This window comes from Microbacterium lacusdiani (genome assembly GCF_054779895.1).
Genome location: NZ_BAAGXJ010000026.1, coordinates 1 through 21190, shown reverse-complemented (window position 1 = coordinate 21190; position 21190 = coordinate 1). Strand labels below are relative to the sequence as shown.

Annotated in this window: 22 protein-coding genes; 12 read left to right on the top strand and 10 right to left on the bottom strand. The window is 72.2% G+C overall.

Annotation, left to right across the window (positions count from 1 at the left end):
* Positions 1–273: 273 nt before the first annotated feature.
* Together ACYVGN_RS11545 and ACYVGN_RS11540 are read left to right on the top strand one after the other, a co-directional pair.
* Positions 274–1230 (top strand): S1C family serine protease, encoded by a 957-nt coding sequence (locus ACYVGN_RS11545; protein WP_460790942.1) that lies wholly within the window; start codon positions 274–276, stop codon positions 1228–1230.
* A 97-nt stretch (positions 1231–1327) separates the two neighbouring features.
* Positions 1328–1711 carry a hypothetical protein gene (locus ACYVGN_RS11540; protein ID WP_055988907.1) on the top strand — a complete coding sequence of 128 codons (384 nt, stop codon included), beginning with the start codon at positions 1328–1330 and terminating at the stop codon, positions 1709–1711.
* A gap of 60 nt (positions 1712–1771) precedes the next feature.
* On the opposite strand, the gene ACYVGN_RS11535 is transcribed toward ACYVGN_RS11540, so the two are convergent.
* A complete protein-coding gene (locus ACYVGN_RS11535) occupies positions 1772–3136 on the bottom strand; it encodes an aminomethyl transferase family protein (protein ID WP_460790904.1) in 1365 nt (454 codons plus the stop codon).
* Between the two features lie 168 nt (positions 3137–3304).
* Here ACYVGN_RS11535 and ACYVGN_RS11530 point away from each other — a divergent pair, with 168 nt between their 5' ends.
* Positions 3305–4165: an IclR family transcriptional regulator gene (locus ACYVGN_RS11530; protein WP_055988905.1), complete on the top strand. Its 861-nt coding sequence runs from the start codon at positions 3305–3307 to the stop codon at positions 4163–4165.
* A 12-nt stretch (positions 4166–4177) separates the two neighbouring features.
* Here the strand turns inward: ACYVGN_RS11530 and ACYVGN_RS11525 are convergent, their stop codons facing one another.
* Positions 4178–4651: a SixA phosphatase family protein gene (locus tag ACYVGN_RS11525; protein WP_055988904.1), complete on the bottom strand. Its 474-nt coding sequence runs from the start codon at positions 4649–4651 to the stop codon at positions 4178–4180.
* Positions 4652–4875: 224 nt separating this feature from the next.
* Here ACYVGN_RS11525 and ACYVGN_RS11520 point away from each other — a divergent pair, with 224 nt between their 5' ends.
* From ACYVGN_RS11520 to ACYVGN_RS11505, 4 genes are all read left to right on the top strand, one after another.
* Positions 4876–6504, top strand: a complete 1629-nt coding sequence (locus ACYVGN_RS11520; RefSeq protein ID WP_460790902.1) for a radical SAM protein — start codon at positions 4876–4878, stop codon at positions 6502–6504.
* Positions 6501–6809, top strand: a complete 309-nt coding sequence (locus tag ACYVGN_RS11515; protein WP_205829532.1) for a hypothetical protein — start codon at positions 6501–6503, stop codon at positions 6807–6809. The genes ACYVGN_RS11520 and ACYVGN_RS11515 overlap by 4 nt, the downstream gene beginning before the upstream one ends.
* 4 nt (positions 6810–6813) lie before the next feature.
* Positions 6814–7644 carry a prolipoprotein diacylglyceryl transferase gene (locus tag ACYVGN_RS11510; RefSeq protein ID WP_460790901.1) on the top strand — a complete coding sequence of 277 codons (831 nt, stop codon included), beginning with the start codon at positions 6814–6816 and terminating at the stop codon, positions 7642–7644.
* 181 nt (positions 7645–7825) lie between these two features.
* The gene (locus tag ACYVGN_RS11505; RefSeq protein WP_460790899.1) at positions 7826–8266 is read left to right on the top strand and encodes a hypothetical protein; all 441 of its coding nucleotides are present in this window, start codon (positions 7826–7828) and stop codon (positions 8264–8266) included.
* A gap of 3 nt (positions 8267–8269) precedes the next feature.
* Here ACYVGN_RS11505 and ACYVGN_RS11500 read toward each other — a convergent pair whose 3' ends face one another.
* Both ACYVGN_RS11500 and ACYVGN_RS11495 read right to left on the bottom strand, forming a co-directional pair.
* Entirely contained in the window at positions 8270–9286 is a 1017-nt protein-coding gene (locus tag ACYVGN_RS11500; protein ID WP_460790897.1) for a cation diffusion facilitator family transporter, read from the bottom strand.
* The gene (locus tag ACYVGN_RS11495) at positions 9283–9645 is read right to left on the bottom strand and encodes an ArsR/SmtB family transcription factor (protein ID WP_460790895.1); all 363 of its coding nucleotides are present in this window, start codon (positions 9643–9645) and stop codon (positions 9283–9285) included. Before ACYVGN_RS11495 ends, ACYVGN_RS11500 begins: the two co-directional genes overlap by 4 nt.
* A gap of 137 nt (positions 9646–9782) precedes the next feature.
* Here ACYVGN_RS11495 and ACYVGN_RS11490 point away from each other — a divergent pair, with 137 nt between their 5' ends.
* From ACYVGN_RS11490 to ACYVGN_RS11480, 3 genes are all read left to right on the top strand, one after another.
* Complete coding sequence (locus ACYVGN_RS11490; RefSeq protein WP_460790893.1) at positions 9783–12377, top strand: ATP-binding protein; 2595 nt, start codon at positions 9783–9785, stop codon at positions 12375–12377.
* A 135-nt stretch (positions 12378–12512) separates the two neighbouring features.
* The gene (locus tag ACYVGN_RS11485; RefSeq protein ID WP_055988897.1) at positions 12513–12764 is read left to right on the top strand and encodes a DUF4242 domain-containing protein; all 252 of its coding nucleotides are present in this window, start codon (positions 12513–12515) and stop codon (positions 12762–12764) included.
* Complete coding sequence (locus ACYVGN_RS11480) at positions 12764–13318, top strand: hypothetical protein (RefSeq protein WP_460790891.1); 555 nt, start codon at positions 12764–12766, stop codon at positions 13316–13318. Before ACYVGN_RS11485 ends, ACYVGN_RS11480 begins: the two co-directional genes overlap by 1 nt.
* Positions 13319–13404: 86 nt before the next feature.
* Here ACYVGN_RS11480 and ACYVGN_RS11475 read toward each other — a convergent pair whose 3' ends face one another.
* The 5 genes from ACYVGN_RS11475 to ACYVGN_RS11455 form a co-directional block, all read right to left on the bottom strand.
* Complete coding sequence (locus ACYVGN_RS11475) at positions 13405–14931, bottom strand: ATP-dependent DNA ligase (protein WP_460790890.1); 1527 nt, start codon at positions 14929–14931, stop codon at positions 13405–13407.
* A 120-nt stretch (positions 14932–15051) separates the two neighbouring features.
* Positions 15052–15591, bottom strand: coding sequence for a YaeQ family protein (locus ACYVGN_RS11470; RefSeq protein WP_460790889.1), 540 nt, complete (start codon positions 15589–15591; stop codon positions 15052–15054).
* Between the two features lie 72 nt (positions 15592–15663).
* Positions 15664–16455 (bottom strand): ABC transporter ATP-binding protein, encoded by a 792-nt coding sequence (locus ACYVGN_RS11465; RefSeq protein ID WP_460790887.1) that lies wholly within the window; start codon positions 16453–16455, stop codon positions 15664–15666.
* Positions 16455–17354: an ABC transporter permease gene (locus tag ACYVGN_RS11460; protein WP_460790886.1), complete on the bottom strand. Its 900-nt coding sequence runs from the start codon at positions 17352–17354 to the stop codon at positions 16455–16457. The genes ACYVGN_RS11465 and ACYVGN_RS11460 overlap by 1 nt, the downstream gene beginning before the upstream one ends.
* 7 nt (positions 17355–17361) lie before the next feature.
* Complete coding sequence (locus ACYVGN_RS11455) at positions 17362–18339, bottom strand: ABC transporter substrate-binding protein (RefSeq protein WP_055988891.1); 978 nt, start codon at positions 18337–18339, stop codon at positions 17362–17364.
* Between the two features lie 177 nt (positions 18340–18516).
* Between ACYVGN_RS11455 and ACYVGN_RS11450 the strand changes: the two genes are divergently transcribed.
* Both ACYVGN_RS11450 and ACYVGN_RS11445 read left to right on the top strand, forming a co-directional pair.
* Entirely contained in the window at positions 18517–19038 is a 522-nt protein-coding gene (locus ACYVGN_RS11450; RefSeq protein WP_460790884.1) for an Lrp/AsnC family transcriptional regulator, read from the top strand.
* A 163-nt stretch (positions 19039–19201) separates the two neighbouring features.
* Positions 19202–20464 carry a Glu/Leu/Phe/Val dehydrogenase dimerization domain-containing protein gene (locus ACYVGN_RS11445; RefSeq protein ID WP_460790882.1) on the top strand — a complete coding sequence of 421 codons (1263 nt, stop codon included), beginning with the start codon at positions 19202–19204 and terminating at the stop codon, positions 20462–20464.
* Between the two features lie 70 nt (positions 20465–20534).
* Here ACYVGN_RS11445 and ACYVGN_RS11440 read toward each other — a convergent pair whose 3' ends face one another.
* Positions 20535–20723: a hypothetical protein gene (locus ACYVGN_RS11440; protein WP_460790880.1), complete on the bottom strand. Its 189-nt coding sequence runs from the start codon at positions 20721–20723 to the stop codon at positions 20535–20537.
* Positions 20724–21190 lie beyond the last annotated feature (467 nt).

Here is a 21190-nt window from a genome sequence, read left to right as displayed (position 1 = left end):
GTTCGACACCGACGCCCTCCTCCACCTCGGCCGCCCCTACTGGTTCGACAAGCACCCCTCGCAGGCCGAGGGCGAGGACTTCTGACCCCCTGAACCGCCCGGTTCGGTCGCGGCGCGCGGAGCACGGACGCCCGCGCGCCGCGTCATGTCCGGGCCCCACACGCGCGGCCGGCATCCACGTCTCCCGTCTCCGGATGCCGGCCGCGTCCGTGTCACCCCTGGCGCGCGAGTAGCGCGGCGCGCGACGCCGTCTGCGATGATTCCGCCGTGGAGATGTCAATCGAGCAGTTCCGATCCTGCTTGGCGAATGAATACGCGCGAAAAGCGATCGGCATCGAGATCAGCGACGAGGAGGCGGAATCGCTCCTCGGGGACGATGCAAAGCTCCGAGAGGCCTATGCCCAGTGGACGGCTCGACGCTACATGCAGACACGCACAGGCACGAGCACGTCGCCCCCGGGGCGAGATCTTAAGCGAGCACGGCGCCAATCACGATGGGCCTTGGCGATCGCCATTCTTACCGCGACTTTGGCGGTTGCGTCTATCGCACTCATCGACGCAGTTCTCGCGGATGCGAGAAGCCAAATCACCGAACTTCGCGAAACCCTCCAGCAGCATACCGAGCGACTCGCTGATCTGACTGAACAAGGGCAGACGCCGCGCGCACAGGATTTCGACGTCAGAGCGATCTACGACGCATCCCTCACCTCGATCGTCACCGTCCGTTGCGGCAACGGCGCTGGCACTGGGTTCGCCTACAACGCCACACCGCCCGATGGGTACAGTTCCGTCATTCTCACCAATCATCACGTCATCGAATCGTGCACCTTCGACGAAGACCGCGTTGTAATCCTCGTCCGCTCGGACCAGACGGAGGTGGAGGGATACGTGTGGGGTTGGGATGCAAAGAACGATCTCGCCACGATCTCCACCTCCGCAAAGCTGCCACCGCTTTCTGATGCACGAGATGCGCAGATTGGCGACCCCGTGATCGCAATCGGATCACCGCTGGGCTTGCTCCCGAATTCGGTAACAAGAGGGATCATCTCCAACGTCTATCCGGATGCCTACCAGACGGACACTGCTGTCAATCACGGGAATTCAGGTGGCCCACTCCTGGACCGAGATGGCCGCGTACTGGGAGTCGTCACCCTTGGACTCGATCGCGAGGGACTTAACATCGCGGTTCGGACCACGAAGTTCTGCGATCAGATCCTCCAATGCGACTAGCGAACCCGTCTCCGGATGCCGGCCGCGTGCCGTGTCAATCCCCTGGCGCGGCCGCGGCGCGCCGCGCGACGCTGGCGGCACCGAATGGAGGTGCCACATGAGCGAGAACACGACCGACCCGAACGAGCACCGCGGCCCGGAGGACGACCTCGTCAGCGAGGATCCGGACCTCTCGACGGGCGAGGACCCGGTGATCGAGGACGGTCCCGCCGAGCTGGACGACGAGCCCGGCATGGCCGACCCGCCGACGGACGTCCCGCCGGCCGGCGGAGGCGCGGACCTCGGCGTCGAGGACGCCAACCAGGGCGGCGCGACCCTGGGCGGCGGCGAGGTGGGCGGCCACCACGAGTACAGCTACGGCGGCGGCCAGCACCCCTCGCAGGCCGAGGGCGAGGACCCCGACGACCCGCACGACGCGGACACGCTCCGCCCGGAGGGCCACCCCTCGCAGGCCGAGGGCGAGGACGACGCCACCGCCTGACCGGCGCTCGTGGCCCCGACCTGCCGGAACGATGCGGCAGGTCGGGGCCACGGCCGGGTGTCACAGGTCGCGGTAGGTCGTGCGCGCGTAGTGGTGGTACGGCGCGGGGGCGACCGTGGCGCCGATGCGGGCCTGCACGTGCGGCTCGACGTTGCTCTTGCGCGAGTTCGGCTCCTCGCCCCACACGACCTCGACGCGCGCGCCGTCCGGCACATCCACATCGACCGACGCGAGCGACAGGTAGAGCTGGTCGTACGCCACGTACCCCGCGTCCGTCGAGACGCCGACGCGGCGGCCGTCCTGCCGCACCTCGTCGAACTGGTAGAAGCCGTAGCGCGCCTTCGGGAACTCGAGGTACTTGGCCGGCGTGCCGGGCGTGAGCTGCGACTCGACGATCTCCGCGACATCCGCGGCGTCCCAGATCAGCGTGACCTTGCGGCGCGTGGGCGATTCGGCGATCCGCTCCAGCGCCTCGCGGCCGATGAAGTCGTGGTCGAACTTGACCGAGCGGCCGAGCCCGAGGTCGTACGGCGTCAGGAGGAAGTCCTCGACCGGCCCGTAGAGCGATCCGCCGATCGATCCGGCGCGGGCCAGCGGCAGCCACTCGCGGTACTCGACGAACAGCGGGTCGTCGCCGAAGATCGCCGGGAACGGCGTCGGCACCCAGCCCGACTCGAGCGGCGTGACCGAGTACGCCTTGGCGCCGATCCGCACGATGTCGAACTCCGCGCCCGCATCGAGCAGCGCCTGCCGCACCGTCTCGCCCTCGGCGTACGGGCCGAAGAACTCGAAGCCCGGCTGCCCGGCCATGCCGTGCCGGAGCCCCTGGACCGTCGTGCCCGCGAACGCGAAGTCGTGGATGTGGAAGAACCTCACCTCGGGCACGGGGCCGCCCAGCAGCTTCTCGAGCACGTCGTGCGCGCGCGGGCCCTGCAGCTCGTAGCGGTAGAACGTCGGGTCGCCCTCGCGCATGTTCGAGTTGCCCTCGAGGCGGTACCGGACGTCCTTGCCCGAACGCTCGACGTGGAATCGCACCCAGTCGATCAGCACGTGGTGGCCGATCAGCACGACCGTCTCGCCCTGCGCGGTCGCGTGGTTCAGGTTGAACAGGATGCCGTCGCCGATCACGTGACCTTCGTGATCCACCGAGATGAGCTGCTTGGCGACGCCGGGCCGGAAGTTCGTGAACGTGTTCACCGCGATCGGGCTCAGCACCTCGGCGATGTCGGCGCCCGTGAGGAACAGCTGGGTCATGTGGTGCGACTGGTCCATGAGCGCGACGGTCTCGTTCCACGACCGCGACTCGGAGCGCCAGTTGCTGAACTCCGGATGCACCGGGAACGTGAACGCCGGGTAGTCCACGTTGCGCAGCAGCTCGACCGGATCACCGACGCGGGCGAGCCCCTGTGCGAGTGTCTCGGACATGTCGATCTCCTTCGATCGATGCGGGTCAGGATGTCGCCGGTCAGCCTAGGAACCGCCGACGGCGATCGGAATCGCCTCTTCCTTTCAACGGAAGCGTTCCCCATGCTGGTTGAGCGAGGGAGCGCCAGCGACCGAGTCGAAACCGCCGAAGCATCCCAGGAGGTCCGGATGGCGAGATCGTCCGACGGAGCCTCCGCGCTCACGCGCGTGCTGGCGGTGCTCGACGCGTTCGCGGCCGACGCGCCGTTCCTCACGCTCACGCAGATCCACCGGCGCTCGCGCATCCCCCTGTCGTCGGTGCATCGCATCGTGACGGAGCTCGTGGCGCACGGCCTGCTCGAGCCCGTCGCCGGACGCACGTACCGGCTGGGCAACCGGCTGTGGGAGATCGGCAGCAAGACGCCCGGCGCCCTCGGCCTGCGCGAGATCGCGGAGCCCTACCTGCGCCGCCTGCACGACGAGGTCGGGCAGCACGTGCAGCTGGCGGTGCGGATCGACACCGACGTGCTGATCATCGAGCGGATCTCCGCCCCGGATGCGGTGATCAACGGGTCGATCGTGGGCGGGCGCATCCCGATCCAGCTGTCGTCGAGCGGCCTGGTGTTCCTGGCCTTCGGCGAGCCGGGCCTGCTCGACGCGGTGCTGGAGGGCGGCATCCGGCCGATGACGTCCGCCGGGCCGCAGACCGCCGAGCAGCTGCGCGCGGCGGTCGACGCGACGCGCGCGCACGGGTACGCCGACGCGGAGGGCTGGATCCACCCGGCCTCGCGCGGGCTGGCCGTGCCGGTGCGCGGGTCGGAGGACGTGGTGGTGGGCGCGCTCGGGGCGGTCGTCCCGAACGACGGCGCGTCGCCCCGGCGCCTGGCGGCGCTGCTGCAGGAGACCGCGCACCGCATCTCGGATGCGCTGCTGCGCGCCTACCTGCCGGCCGGCCACCCGCGCGCGCTGCCGGGCGGCTCGCTGCGCGCGCTCGTCTCGTCGTCGGCGCAGTCGATGCAGTACCTCGAGCGCCGCGCCCGCGCGCGCTGAGGATCGCGGGCGTCAGGAGCGCGGCGAGTCGAACGTCCAGGACGACGGCTCGATCGCGGTCGCCACGTCCCAGTCGTCCTCGTCCCAGGTGAAGGTCGCGACCGCGCAGGTCGGCATGTGGCCGATGGCGCCGTCGGACAGCTCCTCGGCGAGCGCGGTCATCCCTGGGTCGTGCGCGACCACCATCACGGCGGGCAGCCCCGTGGCCGCCGCGGCGGCGAGCAGCGCGCGGGCGGGCGCGCCGTACAGGCCGGGATCCAGGGCCACCGGCACGCCGAGCTCGGCGGCGAACGCCTCGGCCGTGGTCCGTGCGCGCAGCGCGGTGCTCGACAGGATCGCGTCGGGGCGGAAGCCCGTCTCGGCCAGCCGGCGCGCCATGCGCGGCGCATCCCTTCGGCCCCGGTCGTTCAGCGGGCGGTCGTGGTCGTCGAGCCGCGGATCGCCCCAGTCCGACTTCGCGTGCCGCACCAGCACCAGCGTGGTCACGGCGTCGTCCGTTCCATCGAGCCCGTCACGTCCTCGACGCTACTCCTGCGCGGGATGCTTCGACGCGTTTCGTCTCCGCTCGCTGGCGCTCGCTCCGCTCAACGACCGAGAGCGCCCGGTCGTTGAGCGGAGCGACGAAGGAGCGGAGACGAAACGCCCGCCCGACCCGCGCGCCTCCGAACGGAGGACAGACGCGGCGGGACGCCCGGGCCTAGGGTGATCGCATGAGCCAGCCCAGCGCCGGGATGCCGCTGCGGGACTACCGCATCCACCGGTACGTCAACGCGTTCTGCCCGCGCTGCCACGAGGAGGATCCGGATCGCCCGCTCTCGGAGGTGCGGCGGCTGTCGGGGTGGCTCGCGAACCGGGACGGACGCATCTGGCTCGAGCGGGGATGCCCCGATCACGGGCTGATCCGCACGATGTACGACGAGTCGGCCGAGATCCTCACGTACCTCGAGCAGTGGACCGCGCCGACCAAGGTGCACGCGCCCGATCTCATCGGCAACTTCAAGCCGGTGCCGTCGGCGTATGAGGACGGCCTGCCGCAGATGCAGACGCAGCACACGTGCATCCTGCTCGAGGACATCACCGATCACTGCAACCTGCGCTGCCCCACCTGCTTCGCCGAGTCGAGCCCCGCGGCGAGCGCGGTCGCTCCCCTCGCCGAGGTGCTCGCGTCGGTGGACGCGCGCCTGGCCAAGGAGAACGGCCGCATCGATGTGCTGATGCTCTCGGGCGGCGAGCCGACGCTGTACCCGTGGCTCGAGCAGCTTCTCGAGCACCTGGTCGCGCGCCCGGTGGTGCGCATCCTGATCAACTCGAACGGGCTCCGGATCGCGCAGGACGACGCGTTCGTCGAGGTGTTGAGGAAGCACCGGCAGCGGATCGAGATCTACCTGCAGTACGACGGCGAGTCCAAGGAGGCCTCGGCGTACCACCGCGGCGCGGACATCCGGCGGTTCAAGGAGCGCGCGCTCGAGCGGCTGTCGGCGGCGGGCGTCTTCACGACCCTGACGATGACGGCCGCGCTCGGGGTGAACGACGGCGAGATCGGCGCCGTGATCCGCCGCGCGCTCGACACCCCGTTCGTGGGCGGCGTCACGATCCAGCCCGTGTTCGGCTCGGGGCGCTCGGCGGGGATCGATCCGGATGACCGCCTCACCCACACGGGCGTGCTCGCGCGGCTGGGGCCGCAGACCGACGACCTCGTGACGTGGCGCGACCTCACGGCGCTGCCGTGCAGCCATCCGCACTGCTGCTCGGTCGGCTACCTGCTGAAAGACGACGCGGGCGAGTGGAAGTCGCTCGTCGGGCTGATCGGCCACGATCGCCTCAAGCAGTTCCTCGACCTGGAGCCCGACCTCATCGCCAACCGGATCGCGGACTCGCAGGTGAACAAGCGCATCCGCGAGGTCGTCAAGACGTCGCTGCTCGACCTGCTGAGCGAGCAGTCGTCGCTGTCGCACCCGTCGATGACCGACATCTGGCGCGACATCTGCCAGGCGTGCGACCTGGGCATCGGCACGCTCGCGACGCTCGCCGCCTCGCGCCTGCCGGGTCAGCACGAGCGCCTGCGCCGGATGATGGGCGAGCGCGTCAAGCGGATCACGGTCAAGCCCTTCATGGACATCCACACGATGATCGAGGAGCGGCTCACGCAGTGCTGCGTGCACGTGGCGACCGTGAACGAGACCACGGATGCGCACCAGTGCGCGCCGTTCTGCGCCGTGCAGGCGTGGGCGCCGCTGGGCCGTACGCGCCTGTCGACCGCGACCGGATCGCGGGACCGGGCCGAGACGCTGACCCCGGTGCGCGAGACACGCCGCGAGCTTCCGGTGGTGGCGACGTGAGCGTGCACGGGCTGAACCAGTACGACGCGACGGTCGGCGATCCCGCGCCGTCGTTCGATCCGCTGCGGCTCTGCGTGTACACGACCGTCGCGCTGCTCGCGTGCCTGCTCGGCCCGCTCGCGGTGCTGGCCTTCGCCGGCATCGCGATCGCCGGCTACACCCGCGCCCGCCGCGCGGGCCTGCTGCGCTCGCGCTGCAAGCTCGGCGACACCCGCCTGGTGCTGCTGTACCTCTGGGTGATCGCGATCCTGTCGGCAGCCGCCATCCCGCTGTGGGTGGGGCTCTGGATGCGCCTGCTGGGGTGACGCCATGTTCCCGACGCTGCAGGACCTCGCCGGCTGGCTGCCGCGCGTCGACACCCACTCGGCGTTCGTCGCGCTCGGGATGCTCGCCGCGGGCCTGATCTTCGTGACCGAGAAGCGGCGCCGCCGGGTGTCGGACCACCGCATCTGGTACCTCGTGCTCGGCGCGCTGGTGGGGGCGTCCGTGCTCGCGCGGCTGGGCACGTGGGCGCAGAACCTGGACCCGGCGAAGAACCTGAGCCTGGTCGACCAGCTCGCGTACGGCAACGCGTCGATGCTCTCGGCGCTGGTCGGCGCGTGGCTCGGGGTGCACGTGGCCAAGCGCATCGTCCGCTACCCGCACCGCACGGGCGACCTGTTCGCGCCCGCCGTGGCGCTCGCGATGGCCGTGGGGCGGATCGGCTGCCTGCTCACGGAGGAGCCGGGCACGCCCACCGGGGCCTCGTGGGGCGTCGTCCTCGACGCCGATGCCGCCGCGTACACGGGGTCGGTCGCCGGCGTGCCGCTGCACCCGAGTTTCGTGTACGAGATCGCGTTCCACGCCGTGGCGTTCGCGCTGCTGTGGTTCTGGCTCCGGCACCGGTCGATCGCGCCGGGCGAGACGCTCACGCTGTACATCGCGGCGTACGGGGTGTTCCGCTTCGCCGTGGAGTTCGTGCGCGGCAACGAGATCGCGTGGCTCGGCCTCACGCGGCCCCAGCTGTTCCTGCTGGCGACCATGCCCCTCCTGTTCCCCCGGATCGCCTGGATGATCCGCACCGGGCGCTTCCGCACCGCCGGCGTGGCGCCGGCACCCGCCCCGTCAGAGAGGACCGCGCCGAGTGAACAGCACGCCTGACCACCCCACAGAGCCGGATCAGCCCGGCTCTCCCGTGCCGCCCGCGCCGGGTGCGCCCGTCCCGCCCGGCCCGCCGGAGCATCCCCCCGCCGCGCCCCAGCCGGGGCCGCCCCCGCCGGTCCCTCCGTCGCCGCAGCCGCCGCCGAAGCCGCCCATCCCACCCGGCGCGCACCCGCCGGAGGTGACGCCGGGGGCGCCCGGGGCACCCGGGGCCGCGCCCGCCGACGCCGCCGCACCGTATGGAGGCCAACCGGGCCATCCGGGCTCCCCGCCCCACCCGCAGTCCTACGCGCCGGGGTACGCCCCGCCGGGCGCGCCGTACGGCTACGCTCCGCCGCCCGAGCCGCGCGGGCTGTTCGGGCTCTCGTTCGGCTGGGGCGTGCTGGCCGGCTTCGGCGCCGGGGTGGTGCTGGAGGTCGTCGCCGTGCTCCTCTGGCTGAGCGGCGGGGAGCAGTGGCGATTCTTCGTGGGCAGCGGCCTGCTCGCCCTGATCGCGCTCGGCGGCATCGGACTGCTGGTCTGGCGACCTGGTCGCGCGATCGGCACCGGCATGCTGTGCAGCATCGCCATCGCGCCGATCGTGCTCTTCGGCGTGTGCGTGGCGGTGATGGGGAACTACTGACGCCTACTCCGTCACGGGCGTGACGCGGAACTCGTCGACGCCGCGGATGTGCGCGCGCACCTGCCGCTCGGCCTCGGCCGCGATCCGTTCGGCCTCGGCGAGCGGCACATCCGTCAACGCGATCAGCGCGTCCCCGCGCAGGCGATGGCCGACCCAGCGCAGGCGCACCTGCTCGACGCGGTCGATCCCGTCGACGTGGGCGAGGGCGTGCTCGGCGCGTTCCAGCAGCTCGGGTTCCACGCCGTCGAGGATGCGGCGCCCGACGCTGCGCACCGTCCCCCACAGCAGCACGACGATCGCGAGCGAGATCAGGATGCCGACGATCGGGTCGGCGAGCGGGAAGCCCGCCATCACGCCGAGCGCGCCCAGCACGACCGCGAGCGAGGTGAACCCGTCGGTGCGGGCGTGCACGCCGTCGGCGACGAGCGCGGCCGATCCGATGCGCCGGCCGACCCGGATCCGGTAGATCGCGACGGCCTCGTTGCCGAGGAAGCCGATCACCCCGGCCGCGATCACCCAGCCGAGGTTCTCGAGCGGCTGCGGGTGGACGATCCGGTCGATCGACTGCCACGCCGCCACGACGGCGGACAGCGCGACGACGAACACGATGAACAGGCCCGCGAGGTCCTCCGCGCGGCCGTAGCCGTACGGATAGCGCCGGGTCGCCGCGCGGCGGCCGAGCAGGAACGCGATCCACAGCGGCACGGCCGTGAGCGCGTCCGAGAAGTTGTGCACGGTGTCGGCGAGCAGCGCGACGGATCCGCTGATCAGCACGACGACCAGCTGCAGCACGGTCGTCAGCAGCAGCGCGACCAGGCTCACCTGGAGCGCGCGGATGCCCTGCGCGCTCGCCTCGAGCGCGTCGTCGACCGAGTCGGCCGGGTCGTGCGTGTGCGGCACGAACAGCTCGTGCAGGAAGCCCCGGATGCCGCGCGGGTGAGCGTGGCCGTGGCTGTGGTCGCCGTGGTCGTGGTCGCCGTGATCGTGCGGGTGGGCGTGCTCGTGGGCGTGCGCGGTCACGGCGTCGCCGCCTCGGCGCGGTCGTGGTGCGGCGTGCCGAGCGCGTGCTCGGCCTGGAAGATCGCCTCGGTCACGAGCTTCGCGGCGTGCTCGTCCACGAGGCGATAGAAGATGCGCGTGCCGTCCTGCCGCGTCGCGACCATGCGCGCCAGGCGCAGCTTCGCGAGGTGCTGCGAGACCGCGGCGGGGCTCTTGTCGACGATGTCGGCGAGGTGGTTCACCGACAGCTCGCCGTGCTCCTTGAGCGCCAGGATGAGCCGCACGCGCGTCGCGTCCGCGAGCATCCCGAACACCTCGACCGCGAGCTCGACGAACGAGCTGTCCGGCAGCCGCCCGCATGTCCGCTTATCTGCATCCATACGCAGATTATTGCAGAGTCCTCGTCCGGGGATCCCGGCTTCTCAGGTCCATCCGGCGCATCCGGCCCTGAGAACCCGGTATCCCCTGGCGTGGTCGGCCCGTATCCGTGACGGGCGCTCGGGAGTAGCCTTCGCGCATGGATCTGCTCGAGCGCGACGCGCAGCTCGGGGCCCTGCAGGAGTACGCGGCCGAGGCGGCCGCCGGCGCCGGGCGTCTCGTGCTCGTCGCGGGCGAGGCCGGCGTGGGCAAGTCGACGCTGGTCGAGGCGCTCGAGCGGAGAGTGCCCGGCGCCCGCTGGGCCTGGGGCGCGTGCGATCCGCTGACGACGCCGCGACCCCTCGGGGCACTGGTCGATCTCGCGCCGCAGCTCGATCTGGAGCTCGACCGGATGTGCCGCGACGGCGCCCCGCGCGAGCGCCTCTTCGACGCGGCGCGGGAGGCGCTCGCGGGCGGCGGTGCCCCGACCTGCGCGGTGTTCGAGGACGTGCACTGGGCCGACGACGCCACGCTCGACCTGCTGCGCTTCCTCGGGCGCCGGGTGCGCGACCTGCCGGTGCTGCTGATCGCGACGTTCCGCGACGACGAGCCGCGGCCACGTCTGCTCGAGGTGCTCGCCCAGCTCGGCGCGATGCGCACCACCCGGCGCATCGACCTGCCTCCGCTGTCGGCGCACGCGATCGACGCGCTCGCCGCCGGGCGGGGCGTCGACGGCGGCGAGCTGTTCCGCGCGACCGGCGGCAACCCGTTCTTCGTGAGCGAGCTGCTGCGATCCGGGCCCGGCGACGGCATGCCGTCGTCCATCCGGGAGCTGGTGCTCGCCCGCGCGGCACGCCTCTCGCCTCCCGCGCGCGAGGCGCTCGACGCGGCCGCCCTGATCGGCCTCACGGTGCCGCCCGCGCTGCTCGGCCGGGTCGGCTCGGCGGCGCCGCGCGACGTCGACGAGATGCTGACCTGCGGCGTCATCCGCGCCACGACCGACGCGTTCGCCTTCCGGCACGAGCTGGCGCGCCGGGCGGTCGACGAGGCGATCCCGCCCCACAGGCGACAGGCGCTGCACCGCGCGATCCTCACCGCGCTGGAAGAGCTCGAGGTCGCGCATCCGGCACGGCTCGCGTTCCACGCTGAGGGCGCGGGCGACGCCGCGCGCGCCGTGGCGCACGCGCGCCGCGCCGGTCGCGAGGCGGCCGCCCTGGGCGCGCACCGGGAGGCGCTCGTCCAGTTCGAGCGTGCCCTGCGTCACGCCGACGGGCTGCCGGAGCGCGAACGTGCGGAGCTCCTCGACGCGCTCGCCGCCGAGGCCGCCGTGGTCGATCAGGGGGAGCGGGCCCTGGACGCGCGGCGTCAGGCGAGCGAGCTGTGGCGCGGGCTCGGCGACACCGTGCGCGAGGGCGACAGCCTGCGCGGCCTCGCCCGCGCGCAGCTCCGCGTCGCGGACGGCGCCGGCGCGACGGCGACCGCGGAGCGCGCGCTCGAGCTGCTCCAGGCGCACGGCGACACCCGCGAGTACGCGGCGGCGCTGGCGCAGCTGGCCGGCGATCGGATGCTCAACGGTCGCGACGACGACGCCGTCGTGCTCGCGCGCCGGGCCCAGGCGCTGGGCGAGAGGCTCGGCCTTCCGGGGGTGCAGGCCGACGCGCTGGACACCCTGGCGTGCTCGCTCGCGGTGACGGGCGGGGACTGGGAGCCGCCGATGCGCGAGGCGCTGCGCATCGCGCTCGAGGGTGGCGTCGCCGACCAGGCCGGGCGCGCGTTCAACAACCTGCACTGGGCGCTCGGCTCCGAGCAGCGGATCGACGAGGCCATCGCCGTGTACGAGGAGGGCTGGGCGTTCTGCGAGGCCCACGATGCGCTCAGCTTCGGATGGTGCCTGCGGATGGAGCACGCCGAGATCGTGGAATGGCGCGGCGACTGGGACGAGGCGCTGGACATGGCGGAGGGCACCGCGGGCATGCCGCTCACGCCCCTCAACCGGTACACGTGCCTGTCGGTGGCCGGGCGCATCCGGTCCCGGCGCGGGGAGCCGCGAGGCATGGAGCTGCTGCGCGAGGCCGATGCGATCGCACGCGGCTCGGGCCAGCCGCAGTACGAGGTGCAGTCGGCGCTGAACCTCGTCGAGGCGCACTGGCTGGCCGGCGACCTCGACGCCGCGCGACGCGAGGCCGCCCGCGCGCTCGACCTCGCACCCGGGACCGTGGGATGCATCCGCGACTCGGTGCTCGAATGGGCGCACCGCCTGCTGGGCCCGGCCGCCCGCGACATCGACGCCGCCGACGTCTGGGACGCGCCGCGCCACGAGCTCGCGGGCAGGCGCCGCGAGGCCGTGGCCGCGTGGGAGCGCATCGGATACGTGAACCACGCCGCCCTCGTGCTCGCGTTCTCCGACGACGAGGCCGACCTGCGCGAGGCGATCGCGCGGTTCGACCGGCTCGGCGCGACCGCCGCGGTGCGGGCCGTGCGGCGCCGGATGCGGGAGCTCGGTCTGCGCGCGATCCCCGCCGGATCCCGATCCGCCACCCGGGCGCACCCGGCGCACCTGACGCGCCGCGAGCAGGATGTGCTGGCGCTGCTGTGCGAGCACCTCAGCAACGAGGAGATCGCCCGCCGCCTCGTGCTGTCGGTGCGCACGGTCGACCACCACGTGTCGGCGATCCTCGCGAAGCTCGGTGTCGCCTCGCGCGCCGAGGCAGCGGAGGCCGCGCGCCGCTCGGGTCTGGTCCCCGTCGCGGGCTGAACCGTCGCCGGCTGAACCCGTCGTCGAAAACCGGGCAACCGCGATCCGGAAACCGGGCACCGGTCGCCGATCCCCCGCGCGCGCGTGCGGGCTGTGCTGGAGGCATCGGATCGACCGCTCGGAAAGGAGCACGGAATGCCTCTCTACATGGACGTCCACACGCTCGGCTCGGCCGTGAGCATGGACGACGTCGCCAAGGCGCACGCCGCCGACCTGCAGACGCAGGCCGCGCACGACGTGCAGTACCTGCGGTACTGGGTGGACGAGGGCGCGGGCAGGATCTTCTGCCTGGTCGACGCCCCCGACGCCGAGGCCGCCAACCGCGTGCACCGCGAGGCGCACGGGCTCGTCGCCGACGAGATCTTCCCCGTGAAGGAAGGTGCGTGATGCGCGCGCGGATGCGCCTCGCGGGGGCGCTGCTCGCCGCGGCGCTGCTGCTCGCCGGCGCGGCTCCGGCCGCCCACGCGCATGGCTCCGGCGACCTCACGTCGCAGGCCGAGCTCGCCGAGGTGCGGGCCGCGACCGCCCGCTTCGCCGATGTCGACGCCGCCATCGCCGCCGGCTACGGCGAGCTCGTCGACGCCGCCGGCATCGCGTGCATCGACTCGCCCGCGGGCGGGATGGGCATCCACTACGTCGACGTCGACCTGGTGCTCGACCCGGCGCTGGATCCCGCGATGCCCGAGGTGCTGGTGTACGAGCCCGACAGGCACGGCCGCCTCCACCTCGTCGCGGTGGAGTACGTCGCCTTCGAGTCCATGCTCGGCGGCGTCGTTCCGGAGCTGTTCGGGCAGACGCTGCACCGGATGCCCGGTCCGGACGAGCCCGTGACGCAGAACCGCTACGGGCTGCCCGCGTTCTACGAGCTGCACGTGTGGCTCTGGAAGCACAACCCCGACGGCATGTTCGAGGACTGGAACCCGCGCGTCGACTGCCCGTGAGACGGCCGCCGCCGTTCCGGTGCGATCCGGCCCCTATCCCGCGCGATAAGGACCGGATCGCACCGCTTCGCGTGCGGGGATCGGGATCAGCCGCGCAGCAGTGCGCGGAGCGACTCGATCGTGTCGGCCTCGGCGGGGAGCTTGTCGGGGCGGTAGCCCTTCACGCGGGCGAAGCGGAGAGCGATGCCGCCGGGGTAGCGACTGGAGCGCTGGACGCCGTCGATCGCGATCTCGACCACGGCCTCGGGGCGCACGTGCACGGCATAGGCGGTGCGGTGGGTCTCGATCGTCGGGAAGTGCTCGGTCTGCCAGCGCAGCGTCGCGTCCGTCAGCCCCTTGAAGGTCTTCCCCACCATCACGAAGCCGCCCGGCTCGCCGAACCGGCCCTCGGGGTCCCGCGCGCCGAGGTGCAGGTTCGACAGCTGGCCGCGGCGACGCCCCGACCCCCACTCGACGGCGAGCACGACGAGATCGAACGTGAGCACGGGCTTGACCTTGAGCCAGCTCTTGCCGCGCCGCCCGGCGGCGTACGTCGCGTCGAGCGCCTTCACCATCACGCCCTCGTGTCCCGCGGCGAGCGCCTGCCGCGAGAGCTCCTCGGCGCGGTCCGGGTCATCCGTGACGATCCCGGGCATCCGCGATGCGCCGACCACGCTCTCCAGCACCTCGAGCCGCGTCGACAGCGGCTCGTCGATCAGGTCGCGCCCGTCCAGGTGCAGGATGTCGAAGAACCACGGCCGCAGCGCCACGGCCGCGGCGGCCTCCGACCCGAAGCGCGACATCGTCTCCTGGAACGGGCGGGGCCCGCCGTCCTCGTCGAGCGACAGCGTCTCGCCGTCGAGGATGACCCGCTCGGCCGGCAGCGCACGGACCGCCTCGACGATCTCGGGCACGCGGTGCGTGACATCCGCGAGGCTGCGCGTGTAGATCCGGACGTCGTCGCCGTCGCGATGGACCTGGATGCGCGCGCCGTCGAGCTTGTACTCGACCGACGCCTCGCGGCCGAGCGTCGCGAGCGCCTCGGCCGTGGAGCCCGCGGTCGATGCGAGCATCGGCATCACGGGCCGGCCGACCCGGAGCCCCACCGCCTCGAGCTCCTCGGCCGCGCCAGTCAGCGCGATGCGCGCGGTCTCGCCGAGGTCGCCCGACAGCATCGCGGCCCGCCGCACGCTCGACGCCTCCCGTTCCGCCGCCTTCGCGATCGCGTCCAGCAGCACGCCCTCGAGCGCGCCGGTGCGCAGCTCGCCCAGGATGACCCGCGACACGAAGTCCCATTCCGACGCCGTCGCGCGCCCGGCGAGACCCTCGAGTTCGCGCCGCCGCGCGTCAACGGAACCGCGCCCCTCCGCGGCGGCGAGCCGGTCGAGCGCCGCGTCGACGTCGAGCACGGTCAGGGTCGGCGCATCCGCGTGCTCGACAGCGAGGCCCGCGAGCCCGCGCCATCCGACGCCGATCCGGCCCTGCCGCGGGCTCGCGGTGAGGAACCCGATCGCGGGCCCGATCTCGTCGGGCTCGAGCTCGCGCAGCACGGCGGCGAGCGCGGCGATCTTCGCCAGCCGCGACGACGTCGCCGCCACCGCGTCGGTCGCCTCGACCAGTGCGCTCAGCCGCATGCGCCCATCATGCACCCGGGCGGGGACACGGCGCCCGGCCCGCAGGGTCCCGGTGCGCTTCGGCCCTTATCCGCGCCCAAAAGGGCCGGACGGCACCGGTTCACACGCGCCGCGCGGGCGTCACTCCATCCGGTGCTCGTGCACGGCGGAGGTCAGCGAGGTGCCGTTGAGGTCGAGGTAGAGCTGCCCCTCGGTCACCGACAGCGTCATGGCGTTGCGGCGCGCGAGCGCGGCGACCGCGGCGTCGACGAACCCGGGGTCGAAGCTGCGCAGCACGAGGTGCTCGGAACGGTGGATGCGCTTGCCCGCCCACTGCGCGAGCACCTTCTCCGGGTCGCGGTGCGTGTAGACCGCGACGCGCTCGGCGGCCTTGCTGCCGAAGTGCAGCCGCTCGGCATCCGGCGCGCCCACCTCGATCCACGCGACGAGCGCGCCCGTGAGGTCGCGCACGACGACCGCGGGCTCATCCGTCTGCGAGAGGCCCTCGCTGAACGCGATCCCCTCCTCGTACTCGAGGCAGTACGCAAGCAGGCGCGTCACCATGTACGCGTCGGTCTCGGACGGATGCCGCGCCACCCGGAGCGAGAGCTCGTCGTAGACGCCGCGGTCCACATCCGCGAGCTGGACGTCGAAGGTGTGCATCGTCGCGCCGAGGGCCATGAGCGTCGAGCCTACGGGAACCGTGATGCACGAGACCCCCTCGCGCGGAGGGGGTCTCGCAGGGCACGGGCCTCAGCCGAGCAGCGTCCGGTCGTCGACCACGGCGCCCTTGATCTTGGCGAACTCGCCGAGCAGGGTGTCCACGGTCGCCTCGCGCTTCTGCTGCACGTCGAGCTCCAGGATGATCCGGCCCTCGTGCATCATCACGAGCCGGTTGCCGAGCTGCAGCGCCTGCTCCATGTTGTGCGTGACCATGAGCGTCGTCAGGCCGTCGCGCTCGACGATGCTCTTCGTCAGCTGAGTCACGAGCTGGGCGCGCTGCGGGTCGAGCGCCGCGGTGTGCTCGTCGAGCAGCAGGATGTCGGGCTTGGTGAAGCTCGCCATGAGCAGCGACAGCGCCTGGCGCTGACCGCCCGAGAGCAGGCCCACGCGCGCCTTGAGGCGGTTCTCGAGGCCGAGCTCGAGCGCGCGCAGCTCGTCGCGGAACAGCTCGCGGCGCCCGCGCGTGACGCCCATCGCGAGGCCGCGGCCGCGCCCCCGCCGCAGGGCGAGGGCGAGGTTCTGCTCGATCGTGAGGTCGGGGGCGGTGCCGGCCATCGGGTCCTGGAACACCCGGCCGACGAAGCGCGCGCGGCGGTGGTCGGGCAGGCGCCCCACGCTGCGACCGTCGATCTCGATCGTTCCGGAGTCGGCGGGGATCCGGCCCGAGATCGCGTTCATGAGCGTGGACTTGCCCGCGCCGTTGCTGCCGATCACGGTGACGAAGTCGCCGGCCTCGAGCGTGAGCGACAGCCCGTCGAGCGCGACGCGCTCGTTGACCGTGCCGGGGAAGAACGTCTTCGTGACGTCGTGGATGCGCAGCATCAGGCGGCCTTTCCGTATCCGCGGGCGGCGGCGAAGCGAAGCTTCGGCAGCCGCTTGAGGAATCCCCATCGCGGCAGCAGCAGCGCCGCCACCACGAGAACGGCCGAGATGAGCTTCATGTCGTTCGGGTTGAGCCCCGCGGCGAGTGCGAAGAAGATCACGAGTCGGTAGAGCACGGCGCCCGCGATCACGCCGAGCGTCGCGAGGATGACCGTCCGCGTGCCGAAGATCGCCTGACCGATGATGACCGACGCGAGGCCGACCAGGATCAGGCCGATGCCCATGCTGACATCGGCGAAGCCCTGGTACTGGGCGATCAGCGCGCCGCTCAGCGCGACGAGCGCGTTCGACAGCGCGAGCGTCAGGATGGTCGTGCCGTGGGTGTTGACCCCGAAGCTGCGGATCATCTGCTCGTTGTTGCCGGTCGCCTGGATCGCGAGGCCGAGGTCGGTGTGCAGGAACCAGTCGATCAGGGCCTTGAGCAGGAACACCCCGACCGCGAACAGCAGGATCGCGACGGGCGAGCCGAGCAGGCCGCCCTCGCGCAGGGGCGTCATGACCGTCTCCTCGCGCAGCAGCGGCACGTTGGACTTGCCCATGATCCGCAGGTTGATCGACCACAGCGCGATCATCGTCAGGATGCCGGCGAGCAGGCCGTCGATCCGGCCCTTCGTATACAGCAGGCCGGTCACGGCGCCCGCGACCGCGCCCGACGCCGTGCCGGCGAGGGTGGCGAGCGGCGCGGGCACGCCGCCGACGATGAGCGAGGCCGCGACGGCGGCGCCGGTCGTGAAGCTGCCGTCGACCGTCAGGTCGGGGAAGTTCAGCACCCGGAAGGTGAGGTAGACCCCGAGCGCGGTGATCGCGAACAGGAGCCCGAGTTCGAGCGTGCCGGTCATGGCCGCGTCACTCCACGATCTCGTCGGCGCGCTCGACGACGGCGGCAGGGAGCTCGACGCCCTGGCGCTCGGCGGCGGCCTCGTTGATCACCAGGGTGTACTTCGCGAGCGTCTCGACGGGCATCTCGGCGGGGTCCGCGCCGTCGGTCAGCACGCGGACGGCCATCTCGCCGGTCTGGTAGCCGAGCGCCGTGTAGTCGATGCCGTAGGTCGCGATCGCGCCGCGCTCGACCTGGCTCATCTCGGAGCCGAACAGCGCGATGCCGTTCGCCTCGGCGTGCTGCACCACGGCCTCGAGGCCCTCGACCACGCGGTTGTCGGTCGGGACGTAGATCGCGTCGACATCGCCGAGCGACGCGACGGCCTGGCCGACCTCGCTCGAGTTCGTCACGGTGGCCTCGGCGATCTCGAGGCCGAGCTCCTCGGCGGCCTCCTTGGCCAGGCCGACCTGGATCTCGGAGTTGACCTCGCCCGAGCTGTACACGATGCCCACGCGCTCGGCGTCGGGCAGCACCTCGGCGATCAGGTCCATCTGCTCGGCCACGGGGTTCATGTCGCTCGTGCCGGTGAGGTTCGCGCCCGGGGCGTCGAAGCTGGCGACCAGTCCGGCCTCGACCGGGTCGGTGACCGCCGTGAACAGCACGGGGATGTCGGCGATCGACTGCGCAGCGGCCTGCGCCGTGGGGGTCGCGATCGCGAGCACGAGGTCGACGCCCTCTGTGGCGAAGGTGGTCGCGATGGTCGTCGCGGTCGCCTGCTCGCCCTGCGCGTTCTGCTCGTCGTAGACCGCCTCGATGCCGGCGTCCTCGAGCGCCTGCTTGAAGCCCTCGCGCGCCGCGTCGAGCGCGGGGTGCTGGACGATCTGCGAGATGCCGATGCGGAGCGCGCCGGGCGCGCCCTCCGGGGCGCCGCCGCCGGATCCGCATGCGGTGAGAGTGAGCAGCCCGAGGGCCGCGAGCGCGGCCGGGACGATGCGTGCGTTCATGGGTGTGTTGCCTCCTGTGGCCCTCCTGCGGCGTGCGGGAGGAGCGTCTGCGCCATTGCGGCGGCAACGATACGGATCCGCGGATCGCATGACAATCAGCATCCGGATGAACGAGCAGACTGCACAGGATCACCGACCATCTGTCGCGAGGACTAGTCAGGTTGTATGGTCGGCGCCATGAAGCTCGATCCGCTCGACCACGACATCGTCAGCCTGCTCAGCAGCGACCCCGGCATCAGCATCGTGCAGGTCTCGCGCCGCCTCTGCGTCGCCCGCGCGACCGTGCAGGCCCGGCTCGACAAGCTGCACGCCGCGGGCGTCATCCGATCCGACGCGCCGCAGCTAGAACCCGCCGCGTTCGGGTTCGGGGTGATGGCGATGTGCGAGATCCAGATCGAGCAGGGCGCCGGGCGCGAGGCGCTGCACGCGACCCTCGAGGCGATCCCCGAGATCATCGACGCGTACACGACGGCGGGCGAGGCGGACATCCTGGCCCGGATCGTGGTGCGCAGCAACGCCGACCTGCAGGACGTGATCGACCGGATCGCGGCGATCCCGGTCGTGCAGCGCACGCGCAGCGAGCTCATCCTGACGACGTGCTTCGAGGGCAAGACCCTGCCGCTGCTCGCACTGGCGGCGGGTGTCGAGCCGAGCCGGACGGACGGCCGCCGCACCCCCGCGCGCGCGGGTGCACGCTAGACAGTCTGCATAGCTGTGGTCCGCGGTCAGTCGACATCCTGTGCAGACTGAGCAGCGATCCGAAGCACAGTTGCAAAGCCCTTCGGCGGCACGGATCATCATCCGTGTTCGTGTTCGGCGCCCCGACGAGGGGGCGCGATCGATGGAGAGGTGTGCACGGGTTATGAGCGACGGCGATGGCGGCGTCACGGTCCTGGAGCGACTGAAGGCCTTCGAGGGGAAGCACCCCGAGATCGTCTTCGAGTGGAAGGACGCCGAGACCCCGGCGCGGGGCTGGCTGGTGATCAACTCGCTGCGCGGCGGCGCCGCGGGCGGCGGCACGCGGATGCGCGCCGGTCTCGACCGCGACGAGGTGGTGTCGCTGGCGAAGACCATGGAGGTCAAGTTCACGGTGTCGGGCCCGGCGACCGGCGGCGCCAAGTCGGGCATCGACTTCGACCCGCGCGACCCGCGGCGCCGCGAGGTGCTGGACCGCTGGTTCCGCGCGGTCGCGCCGCTGCTGAAGACGTACTACGGCACCGGCGGCGACCTCAACGTCGACGAGCTCTCCGACGTCGTGCCGGCCACCGAGCCGCTCGGCGTGTGGCATCCGCTCGAGGGCGTCGCGAACGGCCACTACGGCGGGGCGACCGGCGAGGACGCGCACCGCGTGCGCCGCATCGGCCGCCTCCGCGAGGGCGTCTCGCGGGTGGTCGCCGATCCCCGCTTCACGCCGTCGCCGGAGCGCCGCTACACGGTCGCCGACCTCGTCACCGGATGGGGCGTGGCCGAGTCGGTGCGCCACCACTGCGCGCTCACAGGCGAGGACCTCGCGGGCAAGCGCGTGATCGTGCAGGGCTGGGGCAACGTCGCCTCGGCCGCCGGATGGTTCCTGGCCGACGCGGGCGCGCGCATCGTGGGCGTGATCGACCGGGCGGGCGGCGTCATCCGCCCCGACGGGATGGAGCGCGAGGAGGTGCGCGAGCTGTACCTGCGCAAGCAGGGCAACGCGCTGGCCGCCGACGACCTGCTGCCGTTCGACGAGGTCGATGCCCGCATCTGGGACACGCCCGCCGACGTGTTCGTGCCGTGCGCGGCGTCGCGCCTGGTCACCCGGGAGCAGATCGACCGGCTCGTCGCGGCCGGCGTCCAGGTGATCGCGAGCGGCGCGAACGTGCCCTTCGCCGATCCGGAGATCTTCTACGGCGCGACCTACGCGTACGCGGACGAGCGCCTCGCGGTCATCCCGGACTTCATCGCGAACGCCGGCATGGCCCGCGTGTTCGCGTACCTCATGGAGGGCACCGGGCCGCTCACCGACGAGGCCATCTTCGGCGACGTGTCGGCCACGATCGGCGCCGCGCTGCGAGACGTCCACGCGACCGGCGCGACCCGCACCCGCCTGGCCGCGGCCGCCCTCGAGGTCGCGCTCGACAAGCTCGGCTGAGGCCGCTGAGAGACCCACACAGGAGCGGCGGGCCGGGCAGACCCCGCCGCTCCCGTGTGCTGGGGCTGGATCAGCGTCGGCGGGGCGCTCCCGGTCGCTTGCGCCCGGCGAGCCACTTGAGAAGCACGAGGCCGGCGAACATGGCACCGACGAGTGCCCAAGGACCGGGATTCAACTGCACCGCCGCCCAGAGCTGCCCCGGCACCTGCAGCATCGCGTCGAGCAGCAGGTCACCCAGGTTGGGCATCTCCGGAGTCATGGCTGGAGCCTGGCGGCGCGGCGCTCACAGCGATGCTTCCTGATGCGCGCCACGGCAGGACCGACCACCAGCGCCGCTCCGAAACGCAGAAACCCCCTCGCGAGGAGGGGGCTTCGACGGTGGCGGTGACGGTGGGATATGAACTCAAGATGCTGCGATCCGTCTCGGTCCAGTTCGGGCGGGATCCGCGTAATTTGGCGGCTACGCGCCTACCGCACTGTGCCGTGAACCCTCGTCGTTCGCCCTCAATCCGTCACGGATGTGGGCACGGCGTGGGCACGGGCCGCTGCTCGCAAGCTTCGTTGCGTTGTCGTTTGGAGGTCTCACGCTGGCCTGTCGCATCCGCCCCAGGGGACGTCACCGACGCGGCTCGGCGGTGAGGGCTCATCCGACCCCAGTGGCGTCCCGCATAGTGGTGTAACCGTTCGGTGGCCGGCCTCGTTGTGAACGTGGGCGCGGTCACCGTG

Bases quoted from the DNA above. Each gene is read 5' to 3' on its own strand.
- ACYVGN_RS11540 (WP_055988907.1), top strand. From the start codon at position 1,328: ATGAGCGAGAACACGACCGACCCGAACGAGCACCGCGGCCCGGAGGAC.
- ACYVGN_RS11480 (WP_460790891.1), top strand. From the start codon at position 12,764: ATGCGCGCGCGGATGCGCCTCGCGGGGGCGCTGCTCGCCGCGGCGCTG.
- ACYVGN_RS11545 (WP_460790942.1), top strand. From the start codon at position 274: ATGTCAATCGAGCAGTTCCGATCCTGCTTGGCGAATGAATACGCGCGA.
- ACYVGN_RS11490 (WP_460790893.1), top strand. From the start codon at position 9,783: ATGGATCTGCTCGAGCGCGACGCGCAGCTCGGGGCCCTGCAGGAGTAC.
- ACYVGN_RS11445 (WP_460790882.1), top strand. From the start codon at position 19,202: ATGAGCGACGGCGATGGCGGCGTCACGGTCCTGGAGCGACTGAAGGCC.
- ACYVGN_RS11520 (WP_460790902.1), top strand. From the start codon at position 4,876: ATGAGCCAGCCCAGCGCCGGGATGCCGCTGCGGGACTACCGCATCCAC.
- ACYVGN_RS11450 (WP_460790884.1), top strand. From the start codon at position 18,517: ATGAAGCTCGATCCGCTCGACCACGACATCGTCAGCCTGCTCAGCAGC.
- ACYVGN_RS11440 (WP_460790880.1), bottom strand. From the start codon at position 20,723: ATGACTCCGGAGATGCCCAACCTGGGTGACCTGCTGCTCGACGCGATG.
- ACYVGN_RS11530 (WP_055988905.1), top strand. From the start codon at position 3,305: ATGGCGAGATCGTCCGACGGAGCCTCCGCGCTCACGCGCGTGCTGGCG.
- ACYVGN_RS11495 (WP_460790895.1), bottom strand. From the start codon at position 9,645: ATGGATGCAGATAAGCGGACATGCGGGCGGCTGCCGGACAGCTCGTTC.
- ACYVGN_RS11455 (WP_055988891.1), bottom strand. From the start codon at position 18,339: ATGAACGCACGCATCGTCCCGGCCGCGCTCGCGGCCCTCGGGCTGCTC.
- ACYVGN_RS11475 (WP_460790890.1), bottom strand. From the start codon at position 14,931: ATGCGGCTGAGCGCACTGGTCGAGGCGACCGACGCGGTGGCGGCGACG.
- ACYVGN_RS11465 (WP_460790887.1), bottom strand. From the start codon at position 16,455: ATGCTGCGCATCCACGACGTCACGAAGACGTTCTTCCCCGGCACGGTC.
- ACYVGN_RS11535 (WP_460790904.1), bottom strand. From the start codon at position 3,136: ATGTCCGAGACACTCGCACAGGGGCTCGCCCGCGTCGGTGATCCGGTC.
- ACYVGN_RS11470 (WP_460790889.1), bottom strand. From the start codon at position 15,591: ATGGCCCTCGGCGCGACGATGCACACCTTCGACGTCCAGCTCGCGGAT.
- ACYVGN_RS11460 (WP_460790886.1), bottom strand. From the start codon at position 17,354: ATGACCGGCACGCTCGAACTCGGGCTCCTGTTCGCGATCACCGCGCTC.
- ACYVGN_RS11485 (WP_055988897.1), top strand. From the start codon at position 12,513: ATGCCTCTCTACATGGACGTCCACACGCTCGGCTCGGCCGTGAGCATG.
- ACYVGN_RS11510 (WP_460790901.1), top strand. From the start codon at position 6,814: ATGTTCCCGACGCTGCAGGACCTCGCCGGCTGGCTGCCGCGCGTCGAC.